Source organism: Acinetobacter sp. 1294243 (assembly GCF_000588015.1).
GTDB lineage: Bacteria > Pseudomonadota > Gammaproteobacteria > Pseudomonadales > Moraxellaceae > Acinetobacter > Acinetobacter pittii.
Genome location: NZ_JFXG01000003.1, coordinates 75,012 through 98,022, shown reverse-complemented (window position 1 = coordinate 98,022; position 23,011 = coordinate 75,012). Strand labels below are relative to the sequence as shown.

Genomic DNA, 23,011 nt, shown 5'->3' with positions numbered 1-23,011 from the left:
GAGATGATCATGAAATCAATTAAATATTTAGCTCTACCCTTTCTTAGCGTAGCACTCGTAATGACAGGCTGTGCTAGCCGTAAACCTGCAGCGACGACCACGACTGGTACAAATCCAAGCACGGTAAACACTTCTGGTTTAAGTGAAGATGCTGCATTAAATGCTCAAAATTTGGCAGGTGCTTCATCTAAAGGTGTAACTGAAGCAAATAAAGCGGCTTTGGCTAAACGCGTTGTTCACTTTGATTATGACAGCAGCGATTTATCTACTGAAGACTACCAAACACTTCAAGCTCATGCTCAGTTCCTTATCGCAAATGCAAATTCAAAAGTTGCATTAACAGGCCATACAGATGAACGTGGTACACGTGAATACAACATGGCTTTAGGTGAACGTCGTGCTAAAGCTGTACAAAGCTATTTAATTACCAATGGTGTAAACCCGCAGCAACTTGAAGCTGTAAGTTATGGTAAAGAAGCTCCTGTTAATGCGGGACATGATGAATCAGCGTGGAAAGAAAATCGCCGCGTTGAGATTAATTACGAAGCAGTCCCTCCTTTATTAAAATAAGGGATATGCATAAAAAAACGCTCATAATAATATGAGCGTTTTTTTATTACTTAAGAAGATTTCTTTTCTTCTTCAGGATGTTGCATGGACTCAATCAAATCATGCTTATTAAAATCTTTATATTCAGGTTTTGCCTCGTAGTCTTTCCAAGCTTCCTGAACATTTTCTTTCGAAATTTCATCTAGATTGATTGGTTCCCCTGCCGTGGGGGTCGCATCAAACTTCTTTGTTGTCATTTCGATTCTCCTAAAAATATACAATCCTTTGTAATGCAATCAACATACCATTTTAATTGGGCCTTGTAAGCATAAATCCAACACAAATAAAGTAAGATAATTTTTATTTTGTGACATTCTCATCTAGAATATGCCACGTATTTATCTGACTCATTTTGATGCTTGAAGCACAGGAGCGTTTTTTTATGTCCAACCTCACTTTGTCCCAATTTTTACAACAACAAAAAGGGAATCTAACACCTGAGTTGGCTCAAGTCATCGATACTATTGCCGCGACCTGTAAAACAATCGACCAAGCATTACAAAAAGGTGCACTCGCTGGTATTTTAGGTAGTGCTGGCAATGAAAATGTTCAAGGCGAAACACAGAAAAAACTTGATGTGATTTCGAATGACTACTTAATTGATGCTTTAAAAATACACCCGCACGTAGGCGGTCTCGCTTCTGAAGAGCTTGATGAGTTCACACCTGCACAAGAAAATGGTAAATACCTCGTTTTATTTGATCCATTAGATGGCTCAAGTAATATCGATATTAATATGTGTGTAGGTACGATTTTCTCTATTTTGCCTGCAAAAAATGCAGTAACACAAGCAAACGATTTCATGCAAGCTGGTACACAGCAAGTTGCTGCTGGTTATGTGCTTTATGGTCCATCAACTATGATGGCTTTAACTGTAGGAAATGGCGTAGCATTCTTTACTTTAGATCCAGAAACTCAAACCTTCTTGCTTACTAATGAGAATGTACAGGTTGCAGCAGATACTCAAGAATTCGCTATTAATGCATCTAACCAACGTCATTGGGAACAACCCGTAAAACAATATATTGATGAATTACTCGCGGGCAAGACATCTGTTCGTGAAAAAGATTTCAATATGCGCTGGGTAGCATGTATGGTGGGTGATATTCACCGTATTTTATGTCGTAGTGGTATTTTCCTTTACCCATACGACTTAAAAGATCCGAAAAAAGCTGGTCGTTTACGTTTAATGTATGAAGCGAACCCAATGAGTATGCTCATTGAACAAGCAGGCGGTGCATCAACTACTGGCCGTGTACGCATTCTAGAGATTGAACCTACAGAACTTCACCAACGTGTACCTGTAATCATTGGTTCTAAAAATGAAGTTGAACGCGTAACAAGCTATCACTAATAATTTTAATTACTTAGGGCATCATAGTATGATGGTGCCCTTTTGTTGGATATTTTCTTATGGCGGTTATTTTTTTAGAATCAAAAGACAATGCAAAAATTAAACATTTGCGTGGATTAATCGAACTCAGTAACGCCCGAAAAAAGCACCAACAAACCGTTCTTGAAGGCACACATCTTTGCTTGGCTTGGTTACAACAGCAAAAAAAGATTTTTTCTTTATTTACTACAGAACAAGCATTAGAACACGAAGATTTAAAGAAAATAACAGAACTACATCAAGGCCATATCTTTGTTATTAGTGAAGTTTTATATAGAGATTTAAGCACATTAGGTACAAGCTTACCTTGTTTAGCGATTATTGATCTACCTAAAACTGCATCAACCATCGACTACAATGTAGACACCTTAATTCTAGAAAATATTCAAGATCCGGGTAATGTAGGTACTTTGCTACGTTCAGCAGCAGCAGCAAATATTAAACAAATCATTTGCACACAAGGCTCTGCATCACTTTGGTCACCACGAGTTTTAAGAGCAGGTATGGGCGCTCATTTTAGCTTAGATTGTTTTGAAAACTTCCAGCTGACAGATATCCTTCCAAAATTTCAAATCCCGGTTTTTGTTACTAGCTCTCATCGCTCAACTAGTCTTTACTCAAAAGACCTTTCTAAACCGTGTGTGTGGATTTTAGGAAATGAAGGTCAAGGCGCTAGTGAGTATGCATTAGATCACGCACAATCAGTGACTATTCCTCAACCAGGTGGACAAGAGTCATTAAACGTGGCAATTGCAGGATCTATTTGTTTTTTTGAGATGGTCCGCCAACGCCAATAAAACGTTAATTTATTTTACATCGCACATATTTGTGAAAAAAATCAATTACACTAGTAAAAAATAACCGATTGTTGTCAACCTCCCACCTCTTTTCAACGTTATATAAGAGATATATTGAAGATAAGGTGGGTATGTCCAATGACAGGATTTTCCATCTCCATGGATTTAGCACCGAAAAAGTCTCGATCGGAAACATCTAGTGCTCATGCCAGCACGGCTGAGCAACGCCTGAAAGTTTTTATGCAAGATGTTACTGGTCGTGCTTTGGTGATGATGGAGAGTGCTACCCAAGGTCAACAAGGTATTGCGATGGATTTGGTTCAAGAAGCATTTATTGCTTTACACAAATCTTATGCCGATAAAAGTACTGAAGAATGGTATCCCCTGTTTTACACTATTTTGAATAACAAACTTCAGGATTGGCGCCGCAAAGAAGCTCGTAGAGCAAACCCATTTTCATTCTTCAAAAAAGTTAGTCTGGATAATGACGACGACGAAGTTATCGATGTAGTTGATGAAAAAGCCATTAATCCTGCAGATTTTCTCGATCAAGCGGTAACGATAGAGGAAATTCGGGAAGCGATTGAAAAACTACCTGTTCGTCAACAACAGGCATTTATGTTACGTGCGTGGGAAGGGTTTGACACCCATACAACAGCTCAGATCATGAACTGTACCGAAGGTAGTGTGAAAACCCATTATCACCGAGCAATTCAGGGACTTAGAGAATATTTGGCACATTTAAATCCCTTGGGAGGTTCTGATGAATCATGATGATTTCACTAAAAAGGTGATATCCAAACTTGATAGTTTGGCAGATCACCATAAAAATAAAACAGTGGTCATGAATCATGTGCTTGACCATATTCAACAAAAACCAGCCTCTTATTATAGTGTCTGGAAAATGACTGGTTTCGCACTTGCCGCAGCAATTACAGGTTTTGTGATTCTGCCTAACTCAGTCGAGATTGTGGATAAGCCACAAAATCAAGTGATCGTAAATCCTAAATTATCTCCACAAATGGTGGAAGATTTAGAGATGTTAATGGTGTTGGGTGAGGATAAAGTACAACATGGCAGCTAAAAAATTAGCGCTTATCCTGTGTTCATTAAGTTTCTTGCAGACAAGTTTTGCAGGTTTTGAACGCTTTTGGATTTTTTCTAAAGATGCCAATGCACAAGTCGATGACACATGGGATGCCCTTTCCGAAGAAGAGCAACGTGCAGTCATTAAACGTTACCAGAGTTTAAAAGAGCTACCAGCGAATCAAAGCACCAACTTACAGCAACGCATGGACTGGTTTACTCAACTTCCTGAAGCTGAAAAACAAAAAATGCGTGAAGCATGGCAAAAAATGAGTACGCAAGAGCGAAAAGACTTACGTGAGCGGATGCTTAAAGCGAATGGTGAAGAAAGAACAGCAATTCGTGAAGAATACATGAACAAGTATTTAGAACACTAAGTTCTTATTTGGCTATCAAAGATAAGGCATCTAATCACTTAATTATTTTGATTTTATTTCTTATAAAAAGCCTCCAATTGGAGGCTTTTTTTATTCTTTGAGTTTATTTACGATAGCGTCTATAAGCTGCTAAACCAAGTAACGATGCTAAAGATAAAATTCCCAAGCTGCCACCACCGCCTCCACTATTACCACCTCCAGCAGTAGTATTACTACTCACTAAACTGATAGTACCTGCATTTGAAATTTTATTATCAGCATCATATACGTAATAAGTTAATGTATCATTGAAGTTATTAAAACTATTTTTAGCTTGAATATAAATATTACCACCATAACAAGTATTATCCTTATCTTCACCTGGACAAGGGCCTTCTCTATCTGCCTTAACTACTGTAAAAATTCCATCTTTTGAAGTTTTACTTGGCAAATATATAGGCAAGTCTGCAAACTGAGGTTTATTAGGCTTTGTAATAAGTGTATTAGCTGGACCATCTCCATCATCATTTGCGTATTTAAGTAAATTTAATGGAATTATTTCATTTGCTAAATATTGGAATACAACTTTACTATCACTTGCTACAGGTGCAACATTATCAAATCGTGCTTCTAAAAGACCAGATGATTGAGTAGAACCATCTTTACTACTAATCGTATATTTACAATAGTTGTAGTCACCAGCTTGAGTAGTAATATCATCCGATCGATAGAATATAATTTGCTGTAAAGCACTATTCCACTCACAAAAAAGTTTATCGTCTTTTTCCGTGCTTGCAACTTTGTCATCTATCAATCCTGTTCCAACAGATTCAAGATTAATATTATAGTCCGTACTATTAAAAAACTTTAGAAGATGGCTACTATCTTCATTTGGCAAAGGTAAGCCATTTGCCTTCAAATCAATATAGATCGCTCGGTATTTTGCATTTGCTTTAGTTTGATCAAGAAGATTTTTATAATTTGCCAAATCTATTTTTAAGACATTCCACAAATATGAATAAAGTGGATTAGTGAGATTTTTTTCTGCAGTATCATACTGGGTTTGGTATCCCTCAAGTAAAGTAGTGAGAGAGCTGTTGCCTAAACCTCTTAAATCACCAGCAGTTAATTTCATTAGTTCTACTGAACCTATATCACAGCTATTACGAGCAATGTTATCGGGCTGATAATATAGTTTATTAGTTGGGAGTCGAGCTAAACCACGTTGATCTATATCAGCGCATATAGCTTTACCCTCAGGGTCTACATCTATTAAATCTTCTTTTCCAGCAGCTACCAATGGAAAATAAAGTGGTAAAAAACCAGTTACTGCTGCAGCTTTTTCATGGCGCTCAAGTAAAGAGTTAAATGGAACACCTGAAATATCAATTGTCTTATTAGCTGACGAAAGTACCTCTGTTGGTAAATCACATTTATCAGTATTATTACTTAAATTTAGTGCATTAAAAGATAATCTAAGACCTGAGTTCTTCAAATCAGCTGCTGAGCCTGCTAAATATCGACAAGCATATCCAACTGGATTGTATCCAATTATATTAAAATTCAATTCTTTCCCACCTAAACTGTCATATAGGAAAGTTGTATGTGCGTTATTTTCAACAATAGTGTTATTTTGTAGCTTTAAACTACTTCCACCACTTAAAATAGTTGATGGATTTGTTGTATTACTAGGAATCGCATCTCCTGTAAATTTTAAAATAACCCCATTTACAGTGCTGGCAATATTTTGAGCAATTGTATTAATTGTAAAAGTAGCTTTCGGCTCGCCACAAAATTCAAATGTACTAGCAGAATTGCTCGAACCATTCTTGATAATACTTGAGGATGTAAGAGTAACCTCTCGTTTGGCATACTCAGTACCATTTTTACAACTCATAGCTAACACGCTACCAGTACTTGCTTGATTGCCTTGCAAGAGGGAATGAGTTATTGATAAATTTACTCCGCTACCACCAAGAAAAACAGCTCCACCTTTTGGAGCTTGAGAGTTTAAAATTTGAGAATTTAATAATGTAACATTACCACCCGCATAAATAGCCCCACCTTGATTTGAAGCTATACCATTTTCTATAATAATATTTTGCAGGAATAGAGCTTTTTGATTTTCCGCTGTGTTAAATATACGCGACTTGCCCGCAGCATTAATACGTGTTTTAAGTTCTGGTAGAGCAGGATAGTCATTTGTTAAAACATTCTTTTCTGACCAAATTTTATCTTCTTCACGTTCACCATAGCCATAAATAGAAATATTAGCATTGGGCACCAATTCTTTATTTAAAGTATAAGTTCCAGCTTTTAACTGAATTACCTGATCAGTATCGAGGCTAAATACAGTACACCCATAAGCGGATTTACGAGTTTCTGCAACTTTAATAGCTTCTCTTAATGAACATGCGTTCGTATTTTCACCATCTTCATCAGCAAAAGTTGTGACCTCAATTCTTTTATTTGTGGTATCAGCAAAAAGTGGCATATTTGCAAGCACAGCTAACGCTAATAATGCCTTTTTATAATTTTTCATAGTCTCATCCCTGATTATGACTTGAAACGGCGTAAAGCAATTAAACCTAATAAACTTAAAATAAAGGCCCCACCAACACTACCTCCACCTCCGGTACTGACAGATTTGTCTTCAATTCCAGATAAAGGATCCTGAACAATTCTTGTCGGGATAGTGATATATTGAAACTCTACGCCTTCATTAAATCGAGACACACTCGTAACAACCTGAATACTAAAAATATCCGCGCCATGCCAGTTCCCATTTGGTGTATAAATTACATTTCCATTTTGATCTAAAGTTATATTGCCTTTAGAAACTGGTGTGTCTGTACTTTGTTTAATTCTAAGGCATCCTGGTTGCCATTCTTTTCCATCAGCTCGCTCGCCAAACAATCGCTTACACGTAGCTGGAGTCACTAAATCTGCTTCACTTAGAGAACCAAGAATATTAAATTTTGCAACTTGGCCATATCTAATATCTTGACCTACTGAGGATATCTCAGTATCTAAAATATATTCAATCGCTCCAAGATCACATAGCTCATCATAACCGCTACGTTTTTTCCCACGTTGATCAACACTTTCACAGCTTGCTAATCCGACTGAAGTGCCGTCACTATATAAACGACCTTTATTAATAATTAAGGAGTCAGCTAAAGTATTATAACTTTCTAAAAGTCGAGGCTTAAAAAAACCTAAAAAACTATCTTTAGGAGTGTTAAAAGGACAAAATAAACCTTCTTTCGCTGTTACATCGCATACTCCCTCATCTGTACTACCTGCTATTAATTTTTCATTAGCAGGATAAAGAATATTAGGGAGCTTAGAGGTCGCATTTCTATTACATTCTGTTGTCACCAAATTACTTTGTATAATTGCTTTATCGGCACTAGTAGCCTGGCAGTTGATCGTATTTCCAACTAAAACACTATTTGAAATAGAAGCATTACCTTGGGGAGCATCTAGAAATAATCCTTTATCATTTTTAATCATCGTAATGTTATTAACAAACATCCCATCTTGAACATTTGCAATAAAACCTACTTTATTATGAAAAAAAGTACTGTTACTCAGACCGGTAGAACGCTGGCTTAAATATCCCCCTGTACTTTCATCATCAAATTTATTTGCACTGAAGAAAAGTGATCCAGCAGCAGAACTAACTTCATTGTCTCGAATCACAGACTGCGTGATCAAATACAAAGGCTGCTCACTATAAATTACTCCACCTTCTGTTGCTTTATTATTTTGAATAAGAGTATTGGTAATTGTGACGAACCCATAGGTCTGGCCACTTTTCGTGACCAATCCTCTATTATAAATTGCTCCCCCTTGAGCTGCGTATCCATCAATTAAACGAGAGTTTTGAATTTTCAATATTTCATGATTATCAATCAAACCACCAGTGACGGCTTTAAATTTTAAACCCGCACCTTGTAAATTAAGATCAGTTAGCGAAACAGAAATTGATGCTTTTTCAATACTTTCATCATCAATTTTAAATAACTGATCAGTACCAATCATTTTTATTGTAGCGTTATGCGAACCTGGTTGATCGGTATCAACTAGCGTAGAATCATTTTTAGCAGTACTAATTGTCAGAGGAGCTGTTATCTTTATTTTTTCATTAAGTGTGTACTCTTTATCTCTTTGCAAAATAATATTATTTGAGTCACCACTAGCACAGCCACGATAACCATCTTTTACAGACGCAACAACCTTAGAATCGCTTGAATTAAGTTTATTTAAAAGTTCGACAGCCTCGCGTAATGAACAGACCGTGTTATCGACGTCTTCATCAGTTGTAGTTGTGACTTGAATATCGGCAGAATAAGCGTGTCCAGCAGCAGCCAATAAAGCAAAAGCAATGCTCCGTTTGAGCATACCCATCTCCTTACATCTTTTTTCATTTTTCTTTGTCAATATTGCAAAATTTCCGCTTTTGCAATCGCATCCTTTGTGCGTACTTTGTCACAGGAAGTAGAATTTCTCAAGACATTTTGGTCGGTCTGTAGAGTCATTTTTGAGCTAGATTACAAAAAGCTTCGTAGACCTAAAAAAGTTTTTTAAATACAAAAAATTGTCGTATTAAAAAATTAAAAAAGAATTTATAAGTTATAAATATAGCTTTTCTGAAATGAAAAAAACTTATGTAGGGAAAGCCATTTTTTAAATTGTATGAGTTTAATTTAAGCAAAACAGCAAATTTAAGCTAGAAACTCTACTGTTGATACTCATCAATCAAAGCATAAATTTGTCTTAAAGTCGCATTAGAAAGTTTTGTTTTTTCACCTTTGAGTAGTTTTTCTAACTGAGCAACAGTTTGCAGTAAAAGAGATGCTTGGTGAGGACCATGTAATAATAAGTAATCAACAATTTGTTGGTCAAAGTGAATACCCCGTCTAGCCATTACAGATGTCACCAAGGCATAGCGGTCTGCATATAGACTTCCACTTGGCACTTTTACACTAACGGCTTGTGTAAGTCGTGATTGTAGGTCTGGTAATTCCAGCTTTAATTCAATCGGTGCTACACGCGACGAAAACACCAGTTGTCCTTCGTGATTATTCATTAAATGAAAAACAGCTTTCTGCCAGTGAGGCACACCACTAATCGATTCAATATCATCCAAAGCAACAAGATCATAATGTTCTAAAGAGGTAATTGCCTCAATAGGTGCATCAAGCAGTTCGAGCAAAGATACTTTAATAGCAGATTTGCCTATTTCTAAATAAGAATCACAAATTGCAGAAAGTAAATGACTCTTCCCCGTCCCCGCTCCACCGTAAATATAGAACCTACTCACCAGACCAGCATGTAGTTGACGCACGGCATCGACTACATGCCCCCAACCCGGTCCCGAAAAATCACTGATTCGGGCATCAAGTTGAGGTTCTATATCCAGTTGGAGTTGACGCATATATTGAATTAACCTTGAAATTATTTCTGGTTAGGAGATTTTAGTTCATCTGTATCTTGCTGTGTTTTAACTTCAAGATCAAGCTTAGTGCTTTCGGTTTGTACATGAATTTGCTCAATATCGCCATGTTGGATCACTAATGTAGATGGTGGAGCATAAAGTGAGCTTCTTTCGTAATTCTCTCTTAAATGCTTCAACAACACTACAATAACCGCAGCAACAGGCAATGCAATTAACATTCCCAAGAAGCCTGCAAGTTGTGCACCTGCCAATACTGCAAAAACAACTGCTACAGGAGATAAGCCAATTTTATCACCCAGTAGGAATGGCTGTAGGATATAGCCTTCTACCGCTTGGCCAATCATAAAGACGATACCAACCAGTAATAGATGCATCCAATCTAATCCAAACTGGAACAGGCTGGCAATAACAGCGGCAATAATACCTACGGCAAATCCTAAATAAGGAATAATACTAGCAAGCCCTGCGACCATACCAATAATAAGGCCAACTTCCAAACCGATGAGTTGTAAACCAACTGCATATACTACGCCAAGCAAGAGCATGACAAGAAACTGACCTTTAACAAATGCCCCTAAAACGCTATGACATTCACCAACGATCTGTAAAGTAGTTGCTTCATATGGACGCGGAATGAGACGGCGTAAGTTTTGTAACATACGTTCCCAATCAAGCAAGAAATAGAAGGCAATAATTGGAATTAAAACAACTGTCCCACCAATCTGAATAAAATTCAAACCAGATTGAGCCAGTTTTAATAACACTGCCTGAATGCTGTCTGCGCTATAGTTTGTTTGGACATATTCCATGACAGCTTTAGACAACTGCTCTGTGTCAATTTCCATTTGCTGGACATTAAATGTGGAAGACACCCAAGGTAAAAAGGTAGCGTTAATCCAGTGAATACCTGCTGGAATACTATCTCGGGCATAAACTAATTGTTTCCAAATCAGTGGAACTAAATACCAGAGTGCAATAGTTAAGGTTACACCTATTCCAACAAATACCACGCTAATTGCTAACCAGCGAGGCAATTTCATTTTTACCAGCACATCAACAAGTGGACTGAATAAATAAGCCAGGAAAAAAGCACCGATAAAAGGAATGACTACAGGCTTGAGTAAGTACAACACCCATACCAGCAATACAATACCTGCGAGTAAAAAAATACGGCGCAGTATACGATCTTGCATAAAATCTAGCCTTTTTTGATTTAATCGTTATAAATGAAAAAATATTTTTATTAAAGATAGCATTTTCGAGCATAAATAACATAAGAGTTTCGTATATTCAGGTTATAATCTGCCGCCAATGCGGAGACTTCATTTATGAGCAACTCAACTTCTACCCCAAATACCGGTTTAAGCTACAAAGATGCGGGTGTCGACATTGAAGCGGGCGACGCACTGGTCGATCGTATCAAGTCAGTCGCTAAACGTACAAGTCGTCCTGAAGTAATGGGCGGGCTTGGTGGCTTTGGTGCACTATGCAAAATTCCTAAAGGTTATGAAGAGCCTGTTTTAGTTTCTGGAACCGATGGTGTAGGAACTAAATTACGTTTGGCCCTTAATCTCAATCGTCATGACACAATCGGCCAAGACCTTGTGGCTATGTGCGTAAACGACCTTTTAGTTTGTGGCGCAGAACCATTATTCTTCCTTGATTATTACGCGACTGGTCACTTAAATGTTGACGTTGCTGCAAATGTTGTTACTGGTATTGGTAAAGGTTGTGAGCTTGCAGGTTGCGCACTTGTAGGTGGTGAAACCGCGGAAATGCCAGGCATGTACGAAGGCGAAGATTACGACCTTGCTGGTTTTGCCGTTGGTGTTGTTGAGCAAAGCAAAATTATTGATGGCTCTAAAGTAAAGTCTGGTGACGTACTTATCGGTGTTGCATCAAGTGGTGCTCACTCGAATGGTTACTCATTACTACGTAAAATTTTAGACGTTAAAAACGTTGATTTAACTCAAACGATTGATGGTCGCCCGCTTGCTGATGTAGCAATGGAACCAACTCGTATTTATGTAAAACCAGTTCTTGAACTCTGCAAACAAGTTGATGTTCATGCTATGGCGCACATTACTGGTGGTGGTTTACCAGGTAACTTACCTCGTGTATTGCCAAATGGTGCTCAAGCGGTTATTGATGAATCTTCTTGGGAATGGCCTGAATTGTTCCAACTTCTACAACGCGAAGGCAATGTAGAACGCTTTGAAATGTACCGTACATTTAACTGTGGTGTAGGTATGGTTATTGCTGTTGATGCAAATGATGCTGAAAAAACAATTGAACTACTTAATGCTCAAGGCGAAAAAGCTTGGAAAATTGGACATATCCAAGAAAATTCTGAGTCAGTGGAAGGTGCAGACGAAAAAATTCGTGTGATCTTTGCATGATAAAAATTGCTGTTCTAGTCTCTGGGAATGGCAGTAATTTACAGGCCTTGATAGATGCAAATCTATCAGGGCAAATTGTAGGTGTACTGTCTAATAAAGCAAATGCTTATGCCCTAGAGCGTGCTCAAAAAGCCAATATTGCTACGGCGGTTATCTCCCATAAAGACTTTCCAACGCGCGAAGTTTTTGATGAGGCAATGCATCAGCAACTCTTAGCTTGGGAAGTAGATGTAGTTATTTTAGCTGGCTTCATGCGTATCTTAACACCAACCTTTGTCAACAAATGGCAAGGGAAAATGCTGAATATACATCCCTCGCTTCTTCCAGCTTACAAAGGTGTGAATACTCATCAACGTGTTTTAAACACAGGTGATCGTTTACATGGTTGTACCGTACACTTTGTAACTGCTGAACTGGATTCTGGTCAATCTATTGCCCAATCAGCTATATCAGTTAAAGAACATGATACTGCCGCTTCATTAGCAGATCGAGTGCACACACTTGAGCACTTTATCTACCCACAAGTTGCAGAGTGGCTGTGTAACGGTCAACTTACATGGAAAGATGGGCAAGCCTATTTCCGTAATCAAGTTCTAAAAGACCCTATTCGTTTTGCAAGTTGGTAAAGTATTTTACTAACAAACAAAAATAAAAAAAGGACATGCTGGCATGTCCTTTTTTTATAAGCTTTAAATTAATTTAATTAATGATGAATCAATTTCTTTATAGAATTTACTGTATCAATAGGATGCTCTAGAGGGAACATATGGCCCCCTTCAACCACAGTAAATGGGATTCCCATTTTTCGCTTTGCCATTTGAGGAAAGCCTCTTTTTAAGAAATCACTTCCTTTACCCACCACTAAATGCACAGGCATCTTAGGTTTTGGCATAGGCAGCCACCACCAAGAAGGATTTTTACGGAAAATTGCAACTTCATCTTCACGAGAAATCGTTAAAGTTACTCCACCGCGAATCGAATCTTCTTTCAAAGCATAATCAATATAAGCCTGAAAACAATCCTCATCAAAATCTTTATAAAATCCTTTAGGACGAAGTAACTCAGCAGCCTGCTCTCTCGATTCCCAATGTTCACGACGACGTGCAGATAAGCCCGCCGGTGTCATCGCATCAACCAATTTAGGACGAAATAATTTTGCCATATGAAAAGCAAATGAATATCGCCCTAAAATAAGAGGCGGATCTAACATAATGACTTGAGAAAACAGTTCAGGACGTCGAAAAGATGCCATCAATGTTAAAACCGAACCAAGAGAATGGCCTAATCCGATGACTTTACGTCCTTTCGCCTGACGCACAATACTATCAATAACTTGATCAACCAAAGCAGGCCAATGGTTAGTCACAGGATAACGTTTGTCAGGACCAATGAGTGGAACATAAATTACGTCATACTCATCTTTTAATTGATCAAACAATTTTTGATACACCATAGATGGCACACCATTGGCATGTGCAAAGTGTATAACCGGTTTCATTGACATACCGTTATCCTAAAAATACAGATTTATTGTAATTTTGCGCTTTGACTAGTCTGCACCTCTTGAGCAATAGATTCACTTACTCCTTGCCCGATTTGTGCCCCCATACGACCCAAAATGGATTGTAGTGGGTTACGCTCAATTGTGTAGTCAACTTTATTATCAAGGTTTAGTTCGCGCATCAAGCTCGTAATATTACCTGAACGGTCAGCAACACCTAATTGAATTGCTTGTTCACCCGTCCAGAATAAGCCAGAAAAAATAGCTGGATCATTCGATTTCAAACGCTTACCACGGCCTTCTTTCACTGCGGTAATAAAGTGAGTATGAACATTATCAAGAACAGATTGAATATGTTGCTTTTGAACAGGATCAATCGGTTTTGTCATACTTAAAATGTCTTTATTCGTTCCGGCAGTTAAAGTGCGGTCTTCAATACCGAGCTTCTGAGCTAAACCAGTAATGCCATAGTTAGGCATAATTACACCAATTGAGCCCACTAAACTTGATGGGTTGACAATAATCTCATCCGCAGCAGAAGCGATATAGTACGCACCCGATGCCCCCATATCACCAATAACGGCATAGACTTTCTTATCAGGGTGCTGTTTTTTCAAATAACGAATTTCCTGCCAGATTTCATCAGACTGAACTGGAGAACCGCCAGGTGAGTTAATGTTAAGTGCAACAGCCTTACTATTTGAGGCTTCAAAAGCACGTTTAAGCGCTTTATTCGTATCTTCACTATTTACCGCTTGATTACTCGAAGCATCAATCGTTCCAATAATATCCACCACTGCCAAATGAGCACTACTGCTACTTACAGCAGAGCCTTCTTTGCTGGTTGAACAGCCTTTGCCCATGAGTACAATAATGAATAATAGATAAATAAAAGTTAATGTTTTAAAGAAGATACCCCAACGACGACTACGGCGTTGCTCTTCTACTGAAGCAAGTACAGCCTTCTCAAGAATTTGCCATTCTGGTCCATTTTGTTTAGGGATTATAGGTTCATTTTGTGGTTTTGGTGGCCAATCGGACATAAAATTCCAATCCAAATCAATCTAAAATGATGTCATTATATACGTTGATTTGATAAAAACTGTCTAAATTATATGATTTCATTTATAATATTTTTATCTTTTTTTACTTGTTGCCTCCTTTTTACCGCGATAGATGACCAAACTAGATGTAAAAAGCATGAACTATTACTTACTCAAAACTTTTAGCCGTCAACCCATTCAATTTGGACGTTTTATTGCCCGTATGTTGGCAGGGTTAGTCAATACTTTAAAAATTACTAGAACATCAAAAAGTATAGAACTTAACTTACAAATTGCTCTTCCCCACTTAACACCACAGCAACGAATAGATATTACACAACAAGCTATTCGTAACGAGTTAACCTCATACTTCGAGTTTTTAAGTATTTGGGGCTCATCAAATAGTAAGAATATTTCACGTATTCACCATATTGAGGGTGAACATTACTTTCATGAAGCACTAGCAGCAAAAAAAGGTGTGGTTTTGATTGTTCCACATTTTGGTACATGGGAAATCATGAATGCTTGGTGTGCCCAGTTCACTTCTATGACTATTTTATACAAGCCTGTAAAAAATGAAGATGCAGACCGTTTTGTTCGAGAAGCACGTAGCCGTGAACAAGCCAACTTGGTACCTACCGATGAGACTGGTGTTCGACAAATTTTTAAAGCACTCAAACAAGGCGAAACCACTGTAATTTTACCCGACCATACACCTAATGTTGGTGGGGATATGATCAATTATTTTGGTGTACCACTTGCCTCAAGTAATTTAAGCGCCAAGCTCATCCAAAAAACAAAAGCCAAAGCATTATTTCTTTATGCGATTCGTAATGAACACAACGGTTTTACGATGCATATTGAACCTATGGATGAGAAGATTTACGAAGGTAGTGCCGATGATGGAACTTTTGTTATTCATCAAGCCATTGAACAACTGATCCAGCACTATCCAGAACACTATCACTGGAGTTATAAACGTTTTAAAGCAAATCCCGCTTTAGATAATATTTACAATATTGATCCGAATGAAGCACTTCAAATTGTAGATAGACTTAAAGCAGAAGCTTCACAAATTCCTGTGAAGCCAAGTACGCTCGAGACGTCGAGTGTATAAAACCATCTCTTGATTGCGAGATACAAAGCTCAATGTTCCTTGCTCAACTGTGCTTTTAAATGGAATATTAAGCTCTTGTATTCTCGCTAAAACCTCTTTGCTTGGATGACCATAACGATTATTAAAGCCAGCAGAAGCAACAACAAGCTTGGGGTTTAACGTCGCTAAGAAGTCGTAAGCTGAACTATGTTTACTTCCATGATGACCTAATACCAGAACATCTACCTTGAAATCAGGATATTCTTTCATGAGTTGATATTCTGCTTCCCACCCTGCATCACCCATAATTAAATAATTTTGATAGCCATTTATCTGTTTTAAATGAATATAAACCACACAAGAATATTGATTTTGATTTGAAGAAACTAAGTTTAAATCTTTTTCTTTAGGCCAAAGGATTTCAATATCTAATTGTGGATATTGCCATTTTTGACCTTGATGACAATAGGTAAATGGTTCTTTAATTTGCTCTGTCCATCGTTCATTTGATATGACTTGTTTAATAGGAAAAGCCTGAGCGATTGAAGGAAATGCTCCGCTATGATCTTGATCAAGATGAGACAGTACGACGTGATCCAGTTGTTTAATTCCCTTTTGACGTAAATATGGAATCACCACATTTTGACCAATACTAAAAGCTTTCTCATCATAAGACCCACCCGTATCGATGAGCCATGTCTGCTGCGGGTGCTGCAAGAAAATAGCTTGCCCCTGTCCTACGTCTATAATATTTAATTGAACTTGCTGGGACGACTTATCTGGAATGATCAAGGGTAAACAGCATATTAGCCCCCAAGATTTTGGTAAAACCCCACGCGGTAAAAATAAGATAATAATAACGAAGCTAAGGCAAACTAAAGCAAGTGGTGTCAGGCTAAAACCTTGTAATGGTAGAGATAACTTTTCTAAAAGATTAAAACATGACAGTACTATACTAATCAGGACGTCATTAATTTGAAAAAGTAAATTTCCGAATGATTTAAAAATAAGCCATACACAAGCTGCAAAAATATTTAAAGGAACAATCACTCCTCCGAGTAAAGGAACTGCAATAATATTTGTAAAAGGAGCAACCCATGAAATCTGTTGAAAGAAAATCAGCATTAAGGGACATAAGGCAATAAATATTTTGCCTTGAGATTCAATTAAAATTTTACTGAAAAGAATGATTCTAGATAACAGACTAGTTGAAACAACATTTGGAGCCTGCTCTATAGTTTGATAAATCCGTAATAAAATAAAGCAAGAACCATAAGACAGCCAAAAACCTGCGGATAAAACACTGAAGGGATCGAAAAGTAAAAGTAGACTTGCACTATAAACCAAGAGTGAAAATGGTTTAACAGGCACTTTAATCAATACCAAAGAAGCAAATAAAAATACTGAGAGTAAAGTTCTTAAGGCAGGAATTTCAAAACCAACAAATGCCGTATAAATCAAAACACCAAAACATAATGGAATCATGGTCCAAATTTGTTTAGGTTGACGCAAATAAAGCTGCGGATAATAACGTCTTATTAATTGATGTAATACCCAAGACAACATGATAGCAAAAATGAGTACATGAGGCCCTGAAATGGCTAACAGATGAGAGATTCCTAATTCCTTAAATTGATTTTTAATCTCATCATTTAAGAGACTTTCGTCCCCTGTTAACAAAGCTAATAACAGACCTTTATTTTGCAAAGGAGATTGTTTTAACATTAATCTAAATGTTAGGCGCAACTTTTCTACATTTAACTTTTGTCTGTTAAAGAATTTTTGTTGCTCTTTTAAATGATGTTGATAACCCAACTGATAAATTTCATCAGAGCTTAAAGGCTCAATATGCTGAACACTAAAAGCGGACATTATATTTCGTTGAATGAACCATTGTTCTTGGTCAAAAACACCAGCCACTGCGTAACTATGAGCAGGTTTGGTTTTGCCAGAAATTCGATAATAATGACCTAATTGTAATTTTGGCTCATCTATAGCTGAGATTACTTTTTGATTTTTTAAATATAATAGCCAATTGACGGGATGTAGGGACTGCCCTAGTACCTGAACGGGTTGTTGTGTTTTATCTTCTTTTTCTTCACTTATACGATCGACATACACGATAATATCTAAAGATTTAAGCTGCATTTGTCGCAGTTCTAATCTTTCATTTAAGGCATGCTGAGCATATTGATGTCCTATAGTAAAAAGACTAATAGCACAGACTAGACAGTAAATAGCTTTTAATATGGGGCGATTTAAGAATAAATTTCTCTTAAAAATATAAAGAATAAAGCCGATAACAAGCAAGACTTTACCTAACCACCCATATTGCATTATTAAAGGGATATCTATCCCCATAAATACAATACCCCCAATCCACCCCATTAAAATAAGTTTTAACATTCAAGTCATATCGTTATCTTTTTAGGGGCAAAATTAAAGCCCAACTCAGTGGGCTTTAACAATGTGATTTAATGACAATTTTTAAGAACCACTCACCCATAGTCCATCTTGCATGTGCAAAATAGAATCAGCAGCCTGAGCTAAATGCTCATCATGGGTCACAATTAACATCGCCATGTTGAGTTCTTTCTTCAGATCGGTCAGTAACTCAAAAATACCTAGAGCTGTTTTACGGTCTAAATTACCTGTAGGTTCATCAGCCAGAACAACCGCAGGTTTAGTGACTAAAGCACGCGCTAAAGCCACACGTTGGCGCTCACCACCCGAAAGCTCCCCTGGCTTATGATCCATACGATGAGATAACCCAACTCGATCAAGTAAATATTCAGCTTGCGCTTTTACAGATTTAAATTGGCTATCTGCACGAAGCATTAAAGGCATCGCGACATTTTCAAGCGCAGAAAACTCAGGTAATAAATGATGAAATTGATAAACAAAACCGAGGTATTGGTTGCGCTGAAAACCACGTTCAGCTTCACCTAAATTATCAAAACGCTGACCATTTAAAAATACTTGCCCTTGAGTTGGCTGCTCTAAACCACCTAGTACATGAAGCAAAGTACTTTTACCAGAACCACTCGCACCAACAATCGAAACAAACTGCCCTGCTTCAACTTGTAAAGAAAGACCTTTAATGACTTCAACTTTAGATTTACCGTCATCAAAATGTTTATATATTTCTTTCGCTTCTAAAACAATTTTACTCATAGCGCAGAGCCTCGGCAGGTTGAACTTTGGCAGCACGAAGCGCCGGATAAATAGTCGCCAAGAAGCTTAAAAGTAAAGAAACAATCACGATAATCGTCACATCTTGCCATCTCAAATAAGAAGGAAGGTAATGTACAAAGTAAGCATCAAATAGATTTAAGCCCAACACATTGTTAAACCATGAAATGATATCGCTAATGGTTAAAGCTAAAATTACACCTAAAACCGTACCTGCAACTGTACCAATCACCCCAATCACGGTACCTTGAACCATAAATATTTTAGTGATCATCGACGGCGAAGCACCTAATGTACGCAAAATTGCGATATCAGATTTTTTATCAGTCACCACCATGACCAATGATGAAACAATATTAAATGCTGCAACCACAATAATAAGGACAAGCAATAAACCGACTAGAGTTTTTTCCATTTGAATGGCATTAAATAAATTACCATGCGTATAGGTCCAGTTCGTAGCATAGAAATTGTTTGGTAAACTTTTTACTAAGTCGTCAGCAACTTGTGGCGCTGCAAAAATATCATCTAGTTTTAAACGGACACCTTGGGCACCATCTGGTAAGCGTAATAAAGTTGAAGCATCGTATAGGGCGATATAACCCACCATAGAGTCGACTTCAGCGCCTACACTAAAAATACCAACCACTTTAAAACGCTTGAAACGAGGTACAACACCTGCTGGAGACGGTGTTGCTTCTGGTAAAACCAATGTCACACTATCATTTAGACGTAAGCCCAATGAATCAGCCATATCTTTACCAAGAACAATACCAAATTCACCTTTTTTAAGTGAATCTAAGCTTCCGGCAACAATATGATTTTGAATAATAGAGACATTCTTTTCATATTTTGGGTCAATACCCGTCACCATAATACCAGCGACTTGCCCTTGCGCAGTTAACATACCTTGCAATTGCGTAAAAGGTGCAACCCCTGTTACATGTGGATGATGTTCAACTCGCTTCACGAGTTCAGGCCAATCCGTGAGGATTTGTGTAGATGAAACTGTTGCTTGCGGCACCATTCCTAACACACGGTTTTTCAATTCGCGATCGAAACCGTTCATGACAGAAAGTACTGTAATCAGCACAGCGACACCTAGTGTCAAACCGACCATCGAAACCAATGCAATAAAAGAAATAAAATGATTACTGCGTCTTGCGCGAGTATATCTCAACCCTATATACAGTGAGATTGGTTTAAACATACCTTCTAAATCCAAGGTCATTGATGGAAAATATAAGATGTTGATGGCAAATTGCACCAACATCTACTATTTGGCCATACCGTTAGATGCTGTATTAAGGTTTAAAAATCAGTAAGTTCTGACTTATCCTTAATAATCCTAATATTATATTGCTGCGCTATTTTCTACTAGTTGAGTTGGGAGATCAATTTGATCGTGCATTTCGCTACGAATTAGAACAATTTAATGAATAAGCTCAACAAATTACCCAAATCTTCTCCTATTTAGACTTCATATGTTGAGCAAAGTTCCGGTTTGCCTGAATATCTTTATAGAAATATAAAAAGAGTCCAGACAAGATAATGAAAGCACCTACAAAAACCATAATTGAAAGTTGTTCATGGTTTAAAGCAGCCCCAATGATCATCGCTAACATAGGGGTAATAACTGTCGTTAAAGATAAAGTCGTTGCCTGAATATTTTGTATAAGTTTGAAATAACAGAACATGGCAACGAGTGAAGCCATGAGTACCGTATAAATTAGGGCAAATAGTGATTTGGCTTCTGGCAAATGTGTCGGTGCATATTGCCAAATAAATGGAATAAAACAACTAGCAAAAATAGAAGACACTAAAATAGAGCCTGTTGCCTGAGCCATCGGCTGGATCTGTGCATTAACTTTCTTAACCCAGAAAATTGAAAATGAATAAACAAACACACTGATCAGCATAAGAACAATACCAAACGGGTGTACATGCTGATTCGCACCGCTCAGACAAATAATAGCTAGCCCACAGACCGCAATTGCCATACCCAACCATTGCAGCTTATAAAGTTGTTGGCCAAAAGCAAACCGACCAATAAGCCCCGCCATAATCGGTGCTAAGCCAAACATAAGCGCAATCATGCCGGAACTTAAATATTGGGTCGCGGCATAAGTGAAAATTTGAGAACCAATTAAGCTAAAAGATCCGGCAATGTAGCTATGAACTGCTTGTCGATGCGTTGGAAAAGGTGTTCTCAAAATTAGTAATATGATGACAGCCAAAGGCAATGCAATAAAAAAGCGTAATAACAATGCCCACATCAGATGTAGATCAGACACACTCCAGACAATTGCCAACGGAGTTGTTGCCCAGATAAACACTAACAAGGCATAGGTTAGAGCCAAATTGGTTTGCGATGGCATGCGATGCTCACTTAGCTGTTTTACGTTTTTGCTTTAAAATCGTTTGATCTAATGAACTTGAAAATTCACGTTTATCTCGTTCGGAAATAGGAGGCGGTCCACCAGTTTGCACACCTGCACCACGGAGCGTATCCATGAAATCACGTAGATGTAAACGCGCTTTAACATTCGCCGTTGTATAGACTTCACCACGGGGATGAATAGCAACTCCACCTTTCTCGATCACCTGAGCTGCCAGTGGAATATCCTGCGTAATGACAATGTCATTTTCAACCATACGATCAACTATTTCTTTATCTGCCTGATCGGCACCACTTAAAACCTGTATTGATTTAATACGAACAGAAGGCGTAATCCCAACATTTTGATTGGCTACAAAAATGACTTCTAATTGATAACGATCTGATGCACGTAAAATCACTTCACGTAAAATTTTCGGTAAGGCGTCTGCGTCTACCCATAGCTTAAATGGCAGCACGTTATTCTCTATTTCCACTAAAAATATTAGTCTAACAGATGCTTTTCTAAGGTGAGTAAAAATAACGATTAAACTGATTTTTAATTTCAACATTTAAATTTTTTATAAGTTAAACGTACTTTTAACTTATAAATAGAAACGTTGCTTCCCCTTAAATGACTAAATACGCGCTTTTACAAGAGAATTTACATATGGTGACTTGAAAAATAGCAAACACCCTCGATTTAATATAACAAGTAATGTGAACCCAACAGCATCGTGCTTATGAAAAATCAAAACAGTCCAGAAGTTATTAAAGTAAATGACCAAAATTTTGGTAGTCATGGAGAACATTGGAATCTATTGACCTCCCATCCCGAAACAGATGTACCAAAATGGTTAGGACTGGCACTTGATGCACCTGTAATGCCAATGGGTTTGTGTGAACATGAAGAAGACATGGATCAATCTTTTTGGCTCATTCAAGGTCCACAAGACCAAAAAGTTACCATCAATCAAATTATTGCTGTTGAAAATCAAAAACCTCGCGCGCTTAAAACAGCCTTCCCAAGTTTTGAAAGTCCATATCAATATAATGCGAAAATTGAACGCATCATTACTTGCGCCTCTGCTACACAAGCCGTGTTAAGTTTAAGATTAAATAAAAATACAACTGTTTATGCATTTGATAATTTATTTAGTGTTAACTACTGTCAATATGATAAAAATCAAAACTATCAAGTCCAATTTAATGCATGGGCTTATGAATTAGAACCTGTTCCAGCAGGTGAAAAAATCATTGTTGATGACCCCGCTTCTATTAAACATCACCGTGCATTAAATGCAATTTTAACTGAACATAATGGTGTTGCTCCTGAAAACTTACAGGAACTCATTAATGAATGGCAACCAAAAACTCCAGAAGATCAAGAACCTGTAACCGTTGATTTTTCTAAAATGGTCGCTTATTTATATGGCGAAAATCTTGGTCAAGAAGATGAAGCATGGTTCCAAGGTAATATTGTTGGTAAAACTTCTATGACATTTATGGGGGCAGAATATACCCTTTATGATGTCACTTTGGTTTTAGAAGATGATCTTCCTGCCATATTAGTGCGCATTGCGACCAAAAACGATTTGTATAAAAACTTTAATATTGGCGAATATATTCGCGGTAATATCTGGATTCAGGCGACTATTTGTGCTAAAAAGGGTGAAACTAATTGAATTTCACTAATAT

22 protein-coding genes and 1 pseudogene are annotated in these 23,011 nt (G+C 37.5%); 11 read left to right on the top strand and 12 right to left on the bottom strand.

All coding sequences use genetic code 11. From position 1 onward, the window contains the following. The first annotated feature begins 9 nt into the window (after positions 1 to 9). Complete coding sequence (gene pal, locus J655_RS10040) at positions 10 to 570, top strand: peptidoglycan-associated lipoprotein Pal (RefSeq protein WP_002118513.1); 561 nt, start codon at positions 10 to 12, stop codon at positions 568 to 570. Positions 571 to 620: 50 nt separating this feature from the next. Here pal and J655_RS10035 read toward each other — a convergent pair whose 3' ends face one another. Then, a complete protein-coding gene (locus J655_RS10035) occupies positions 621 to 806 on the bottom strand; it encodes an NF038105 family protein (RefSeq protein ID WP_002118730.1) in 186 nt (61 codons plus the stop codon). Positions 807 to 991: 185 nt separating this feature from the next. Here J655_RS10035 and J655_RS10030 point away from each other — a divergent pair, with 185 nt between their 5' ends. The 5 genes from J655_RS10030 (at position 992) to J655_RS10010 (ending at position 4,262) form a co-directional block, all read left to right on the top strand. Next, positions 992 to 1,963: a class 1 fructose-bisphosphatase gene (locus tag J655_RS10030; RefSeq protein ID WP_032006981.1), complete on the top strand. Its 972-nt coding sequence runs from the start codon at positions 992 to 994 to the stop codon at positions 1,961 to 1,963. A gap of 59 nt (positions 1,964 to 2,022) precedes the next feature. Next, positions 2,023 to 2,799 carry a TrmH family RNA methyltransferase gene (locus tag J655_RS10025; protein ID WP_032052336.1) on the top strand — a complete coding sequence of 259 codons (777 nt, stop codon included), beginning with the start codon at positions 2,023 to 2,025 and terminating at the stop codon, positions 2,797 to 2,799. A 159-nt stretch (positions 2,800 to 2,958) separates the two neighbouring features. Further along, the gene (locus J655_RS10020; protein ID WP_002118814.1) at positions 2,959 to 3,573 is read left to right on the top strand and encodes an RNA polymerase sigma factor; all 615 of its coding nucleotides are present in this window, start codon (positions 2,959 to 2,961) and stop codon (positions 3,571 to 3,573) included. After that, entirely contained in the window at positions 3,563 to 3,883 is a 321-nt protein-coding gene (locus J655_RS10015; protein WP_017399235.1) for a hypothetical protein, read from the top strand. The genes J655_RS10020 and J655_RS10015 overlap by 11 nt, the downstream gene beginning before the upstream one ends. Continuing rightward, a complete protein-coding gene (locus J655_RS10010) occupies positions 3,873 to 4,262 on the top strand; it encodes a DUF3106 domain-containing protein (RefSeq protein WP_002118619.1) in 390 nt (129 codons plus the stop codon). Before J655_RS10015 ends, J655_RS10010 begins: the two co-directional genes overlap by 11 nt. Positions 4,263 to 4,365: 103 nt before the next feature. On the opposite strand, the gene J655_RS10005 is transcribed toward J655_RS10010, so the two are convergent. The 4 genes from J655_RS10005 to cxpE all read right to left on the bottom strand — a co-directional run bounded on the left by J655_RS10005 (position 4,366) and on the right by cxpE (position 10,898). Beyond that, complete coding sequence (locus J655_RS10005) at positions 4,366 to 6,783, bottom strand: CSLREA domain-containing protein (RefSeq protein WP_032006979.1); 2,418 nt, start codon at positions 6,781 to 6,783, stop codon at positions 4,366 to 4,368. Positions 6,784 to 6,797: 14 nt separating this feature from the next. Then, positions 6,798 to 8,648, bottom strand: a complete 1,851-nt coding sequence (gene rbtA / locus J655_RS10000) for a rhombotarget A (protein WP_032006977.1) — start codon at positions 8,646 to 8,648, stop codon at positions 6,798 to 6,800. Positions 8,649 to 8,985: 337 nt separating this feature from the next. Then, positions 8,986 to 9,684, bottom strand: a complete 699-nt coding sequence (hda, locus tag J655_RS09995; RefSeq protein ID WP_002118656.1) for a DnaA regulatory inactivator Hda — start codon at positions 9,682 to 9,684, stop codon at positions 8,986 to 8,988. Positions 9,685 to 9,704: 20 nt separating this feature from the next. Beyond that, positions 9,705 to 10,898, bottom strand: a complete 1,194-nt coding sequence (cxpE, locus tag J655_RS09990) for a chloramphenicol efflux transporter CxpE (RefSeq protein WP_002118385.1) — start codon at positions 10,896 to 10,898, stop codon at positions 9,705 to 9,707. 135 nt (positions 10,899 to 11,033) lie between these two features. Here cxpE and purM point away from each other — a divergent pair, with 135 nt between their 5' ends. Then, entirely contained in the window at positions 11,034 to 12,104 is a 1,071-nt protein-coding gene (gene purM, locus J655_RS09985; RefSeq protein WP_002118876.1) for a phosphoribosylformylglycinamidine cyclo-ligase, read from the top strand. Next, positions 12,101 to 12,730 carry a phosphoribosylglycinamide formyltransferase gene (gene purN, locus J655_RS09980; protein WP_002118669.1) on the top strand — a complete coding sequence of 210 codons (630 nt, stop codon included), beginning with the start codon at positions 12,101 to 12,103 and terminating at the stop codon, positions 12,728 to 12,730. The genes purM and purN overlap by 4 nt, the downstream gene beginning before the upstream one ends. 77 nt (positions 12,731 to 12,807) lie before the next feature. On the opposite strand, the gene J655_RS09975 is transcribed toward purN, so the two are convergent. Together J655_RS09975 and sppA are read right to left on the bottom strand one after the other, a co-directional pair. Continuing rightward, positions 12,808 to 13,608: an alpha/beta fold hydrolase gene (locus J655_RS09975; RefSeq protein WP_002118584.1), complete on the bottom strand. Its 801-nt coding sequence runs from the start codon at positions 13,606 to 13,608 to the stop codon at positions 12,808 to 12,810. Between the two features lie 23 nt (positions 13,609 to 13,631). Continuing rightward, entirely contained in the window at positions 13,632 to 14,648 is a 1,017-nt protein-coding gene (gene sppA, locus J655_RS09970; RefSeq protein WP_002118954.1) for a signal peptide peptidase SppA, read from the bottom strand. 133 nt (positions 14,649 to 14,781) lie between these two features. Here sppA and J655_RS09965 point away from each other — a divergent pair, with 133 nt between their 5' ends. After that, positions 14,782 to 15,765: a lysophospholipid acyltransferase family protein gene (locus J655_RS09965; protein WP_080612814.1), complete on the top strand. Its 984-nt coding sequence runs from the start codon at positions 14,782 to 14,784 to the stop codon at positions 15,763 to 15,765. Here the strand turns inward: J655_RS09965 and J655_RS09960 are convergent. The 3 genes from J655_RS09960 to J655_RS09950 all read right to left on the bottom strand — a co-directional run bounded on the left by J655_RS09960 (position 15,718) and on the right by J655_RS09950 (position 20,146). Further along, entirely contained in the window at positions 15,718 to 18,150 is a 2,433-nt protein-coding gene (locus J655_RS09960; protein ID WP_032041965.1) for a DNA internalization-related competence protein ComEC/Rec2, read from the bottom strand. The two genes, J655_RS09965 and J655_RS09960, sit on opposite strands and share 48 nt — an antisense overlap. An 81-nt stretch (positions 18,151 to 18,231) precedes the next feature. Next, entirely contained in the window at positions 18,232 to 18,918 is a 687-nt protein-coding gene (gene lolD / locus J655_RS09955) for a lipoprotein-releasing ABC transporter ATP-binding protein LolD (RefSeq protein ID WP_002118798.1), read from the bottom strand. Then, positions 18,911 to 20,146, bottom strand: a complete 1,236-nt coding sequence (locus J655_RS09950; RefSeq protein WP_031944989.1) for a lipoprotein-releasing ABC transporter permease subunit — start codon at positions 20,144 to 20,146, stop codon at positions 18,911 to 18,913. Before J655_RS09950 ends, lolD begins: the two co-directional genes overlap by 8 nt. Positions 20,147 to 20,274: 128 nt before the next feature. Between J655_RS09950 and J655_RS25510 the strand changes: the two are divergent. Next, a pseudogene (locus tag J655_RS25510) lies at positions 20,275 to 20,376 on the top strand (PilZ domain-containing protein); the annotation flags it as partial. Positions 20,377 to 20,405: 29 nt separating this feature from the next. Here J655_RS25510 and J655_RS09945 read toward each other — a convergent pair. Both J655_RS09945 and J655_RS09940 read right to left on the bottom strand, forming a co-directional pair. Further along, on the bottom strand, positions 20,406 to 21,314 hold the full coding sequence (locus tag J655_RS09945) for a DMT family transporter (protein ID WP_005067734.1): 909 nt from the start codon (positions 21,312 to 21,314) through the stop codon (positions 20,406 to 20,408). A 7-nt stretch (positions 21,315 to 21,321) separates the two neighbouring features. Continuing rightward, entirely contained in the window at positions 21,322 to 21,810 is a 489-nt protein-coding gene (locus J655_RS09940) for a YaiI/YqxD family protein (RefSeq protein WP_078210287.1), read from the bottom strand. A 246-nt stretch (positions 21,811 to 22,056) separates the two neighbouring features. Here J655_RS09940 and J655_RS09935 point away from each other — a divergent pair, with 246 nt between their 5' ends. Beyond that, positions 22,057 to 22,998: a hypothetical protein gene (locus J655_RS09935; protein WP_032052335.1), complete on the top strand. Its 942-nt coding sequence runs from the start codon at positions 22,057 to 22,059 to the stop codon at positions 22,996 to 22,998. Positions 22,999 to 23,011: the final 13 nt, after the last annotated feature.

What these genes read in the sequence shown, in the direction of transcription:
- J655_RS09960 (WP_032041965.1), bottom strand. Translation starts at nt 18,150, where the DNA reads ATGTTAAAACTTATTTTAATGGGGTGGATTGGGGGTATTGTATTTATG.
- lolD (WP_002118798.1), bottom strand. Translation starts at nt 18,918, where the DNA reads ATGAGTAAAATTGTTTTAGAAGCGAAAGAAATATATAAACATTTTGAT.
- pal (WP_002118513.1), top strand. Translation starts at nt 10, where the DNA reads ATGAAATCAATTAAATATTTAGCTCTACCCTTTCTTAGCGTAGCACTC.
- hda (WP_002118656.1), bottom strand. Translation starts at nt 9,684, where the DNA reads ATGCGTCAACTCCAACTGGATATAGAACCTCAACTTGATGCCCGAATC.
- J655_RS10025 (WP_032052336.1), top strand. Translation starts at nt 2,023, where the DNA reads ATGGCGGTTATTTTTTTAGAATCAAAAGACAATGCAAAAATTAAACAT.
- J655_RS09935 (WP_032052335.1), top strand. Translation starts at nt 22,057, where the DNA reads ATGAAAAATCAAAACAGTCCAGAAGTTATTAAAGTAAATGACCAAAAT.
- purM (WP_002118876.1), top strand. Translation starts at nt 11,034, where the DNA reads ATGAGCAACTCAACTTCTACCCCAAATACCGGTTTAAGCTACAAAGAT.
- J655_RS10020 (WP_002118814.1), top strand. Translation starts at nt 2,959, where the DNA reads ATGGATTTAGCACCGAAAAAGTCTCGATCGGAAACATCTAGTGCTCAT.
- J655_RS10015 (WP_017399235.1), top strand. Translation starts at nt 3,563, where the DNA reads ATGAATCATGATGATTTCACTAAAAAGGTGATATCCAAACTTGATAGT.
- J655_RS10010 (WP_002118619.1), top strand. Translation starts at nt 3,873, where the DNA reads ATGGCAGCTAAAAAATTAGCGCTTATCCTGTGTTCATTAAGTTTCTTG.
- J655_RS09965 (WP_080612814.1), top strand. Translation starts at nt 14,782, where the DNA reads ATGACCAAACTAGATGTAAAAAGCATGAACTATTACTTACTCAAAACT.
- rbtA (WP_032006977.1), bottom strand. Translation starts at nt 8,648, where the DNA reads ATGCTCAAACGGAGCATTGCTTTTGCTTTATTGGCTGCTGCTGGACAC.
- J655_RS10035 (WP_002118730.1), bottom strand. Translation starts at nt 806, where the DNA reads ATGACAACAAAGAAGTTTGATGCGACCCCCACGGCAGGGGAACCAATC.
- cxpE (WP_002118385.1), bottom strand. Translation starts at nt 10,898, where the DNA reads ATGCAAGATCGTATACTGCGCCGTATTTTTTTACTCGCAGGTATTGTA.
- J655_RS09950 (WP_031944989.1), bottom strand. Translation starts at nt 20,146, where the DNA reads ATGTTTAAACCAATCTCACTGTATATAGGGTTGAGATATACTCGCGCA.
- J655_RS09945 (WP_005067734.1), bottom strand. Translation starts at nt 21,314, where the DNA reads ATGCCATCGCAAACCAATTTGGCTCTAACCTATGCCTTGTTAGTGTTT.
- sppA (WP_002118954.1), bottom strand. Translation starts at nt 14,648, where the DNA reads ATGTCCGATTGGCCACCAAAACCACAAAATGAACCTATAATCCCTAAA.
- J655_RS10030 (WP_032006981.1), top strand. Translation starts at nt 992, where the DNA reads ATGTCCAACCTCACTTTGTCCCAATTTTTACAACAACAAAAAGGGAAT.
- purN (WP_002118669.1), top strand. Translation starts at nt 12,101, where the DNA reads ATGATAAAAATTGCTGTTCTAGTCTCTGGGAATGGCAGTAATTTACAG.
- J655_RS10005 (WP_032006979.1), bottom strand. Translation starts at nt 6,783, where the DNA reads ATGAAAAATTATAAAAAGGCATTATTAGCGTTAGCTGTGCTTGCAAAT.
- J655_RS09975 (WP_002118584.1), bottom strand. Translation starts at nt 13,608, where the DNA reads ATGTCAATGAAACCGGTTATACACTTTGCACATGCCAATGGTGTGCCA.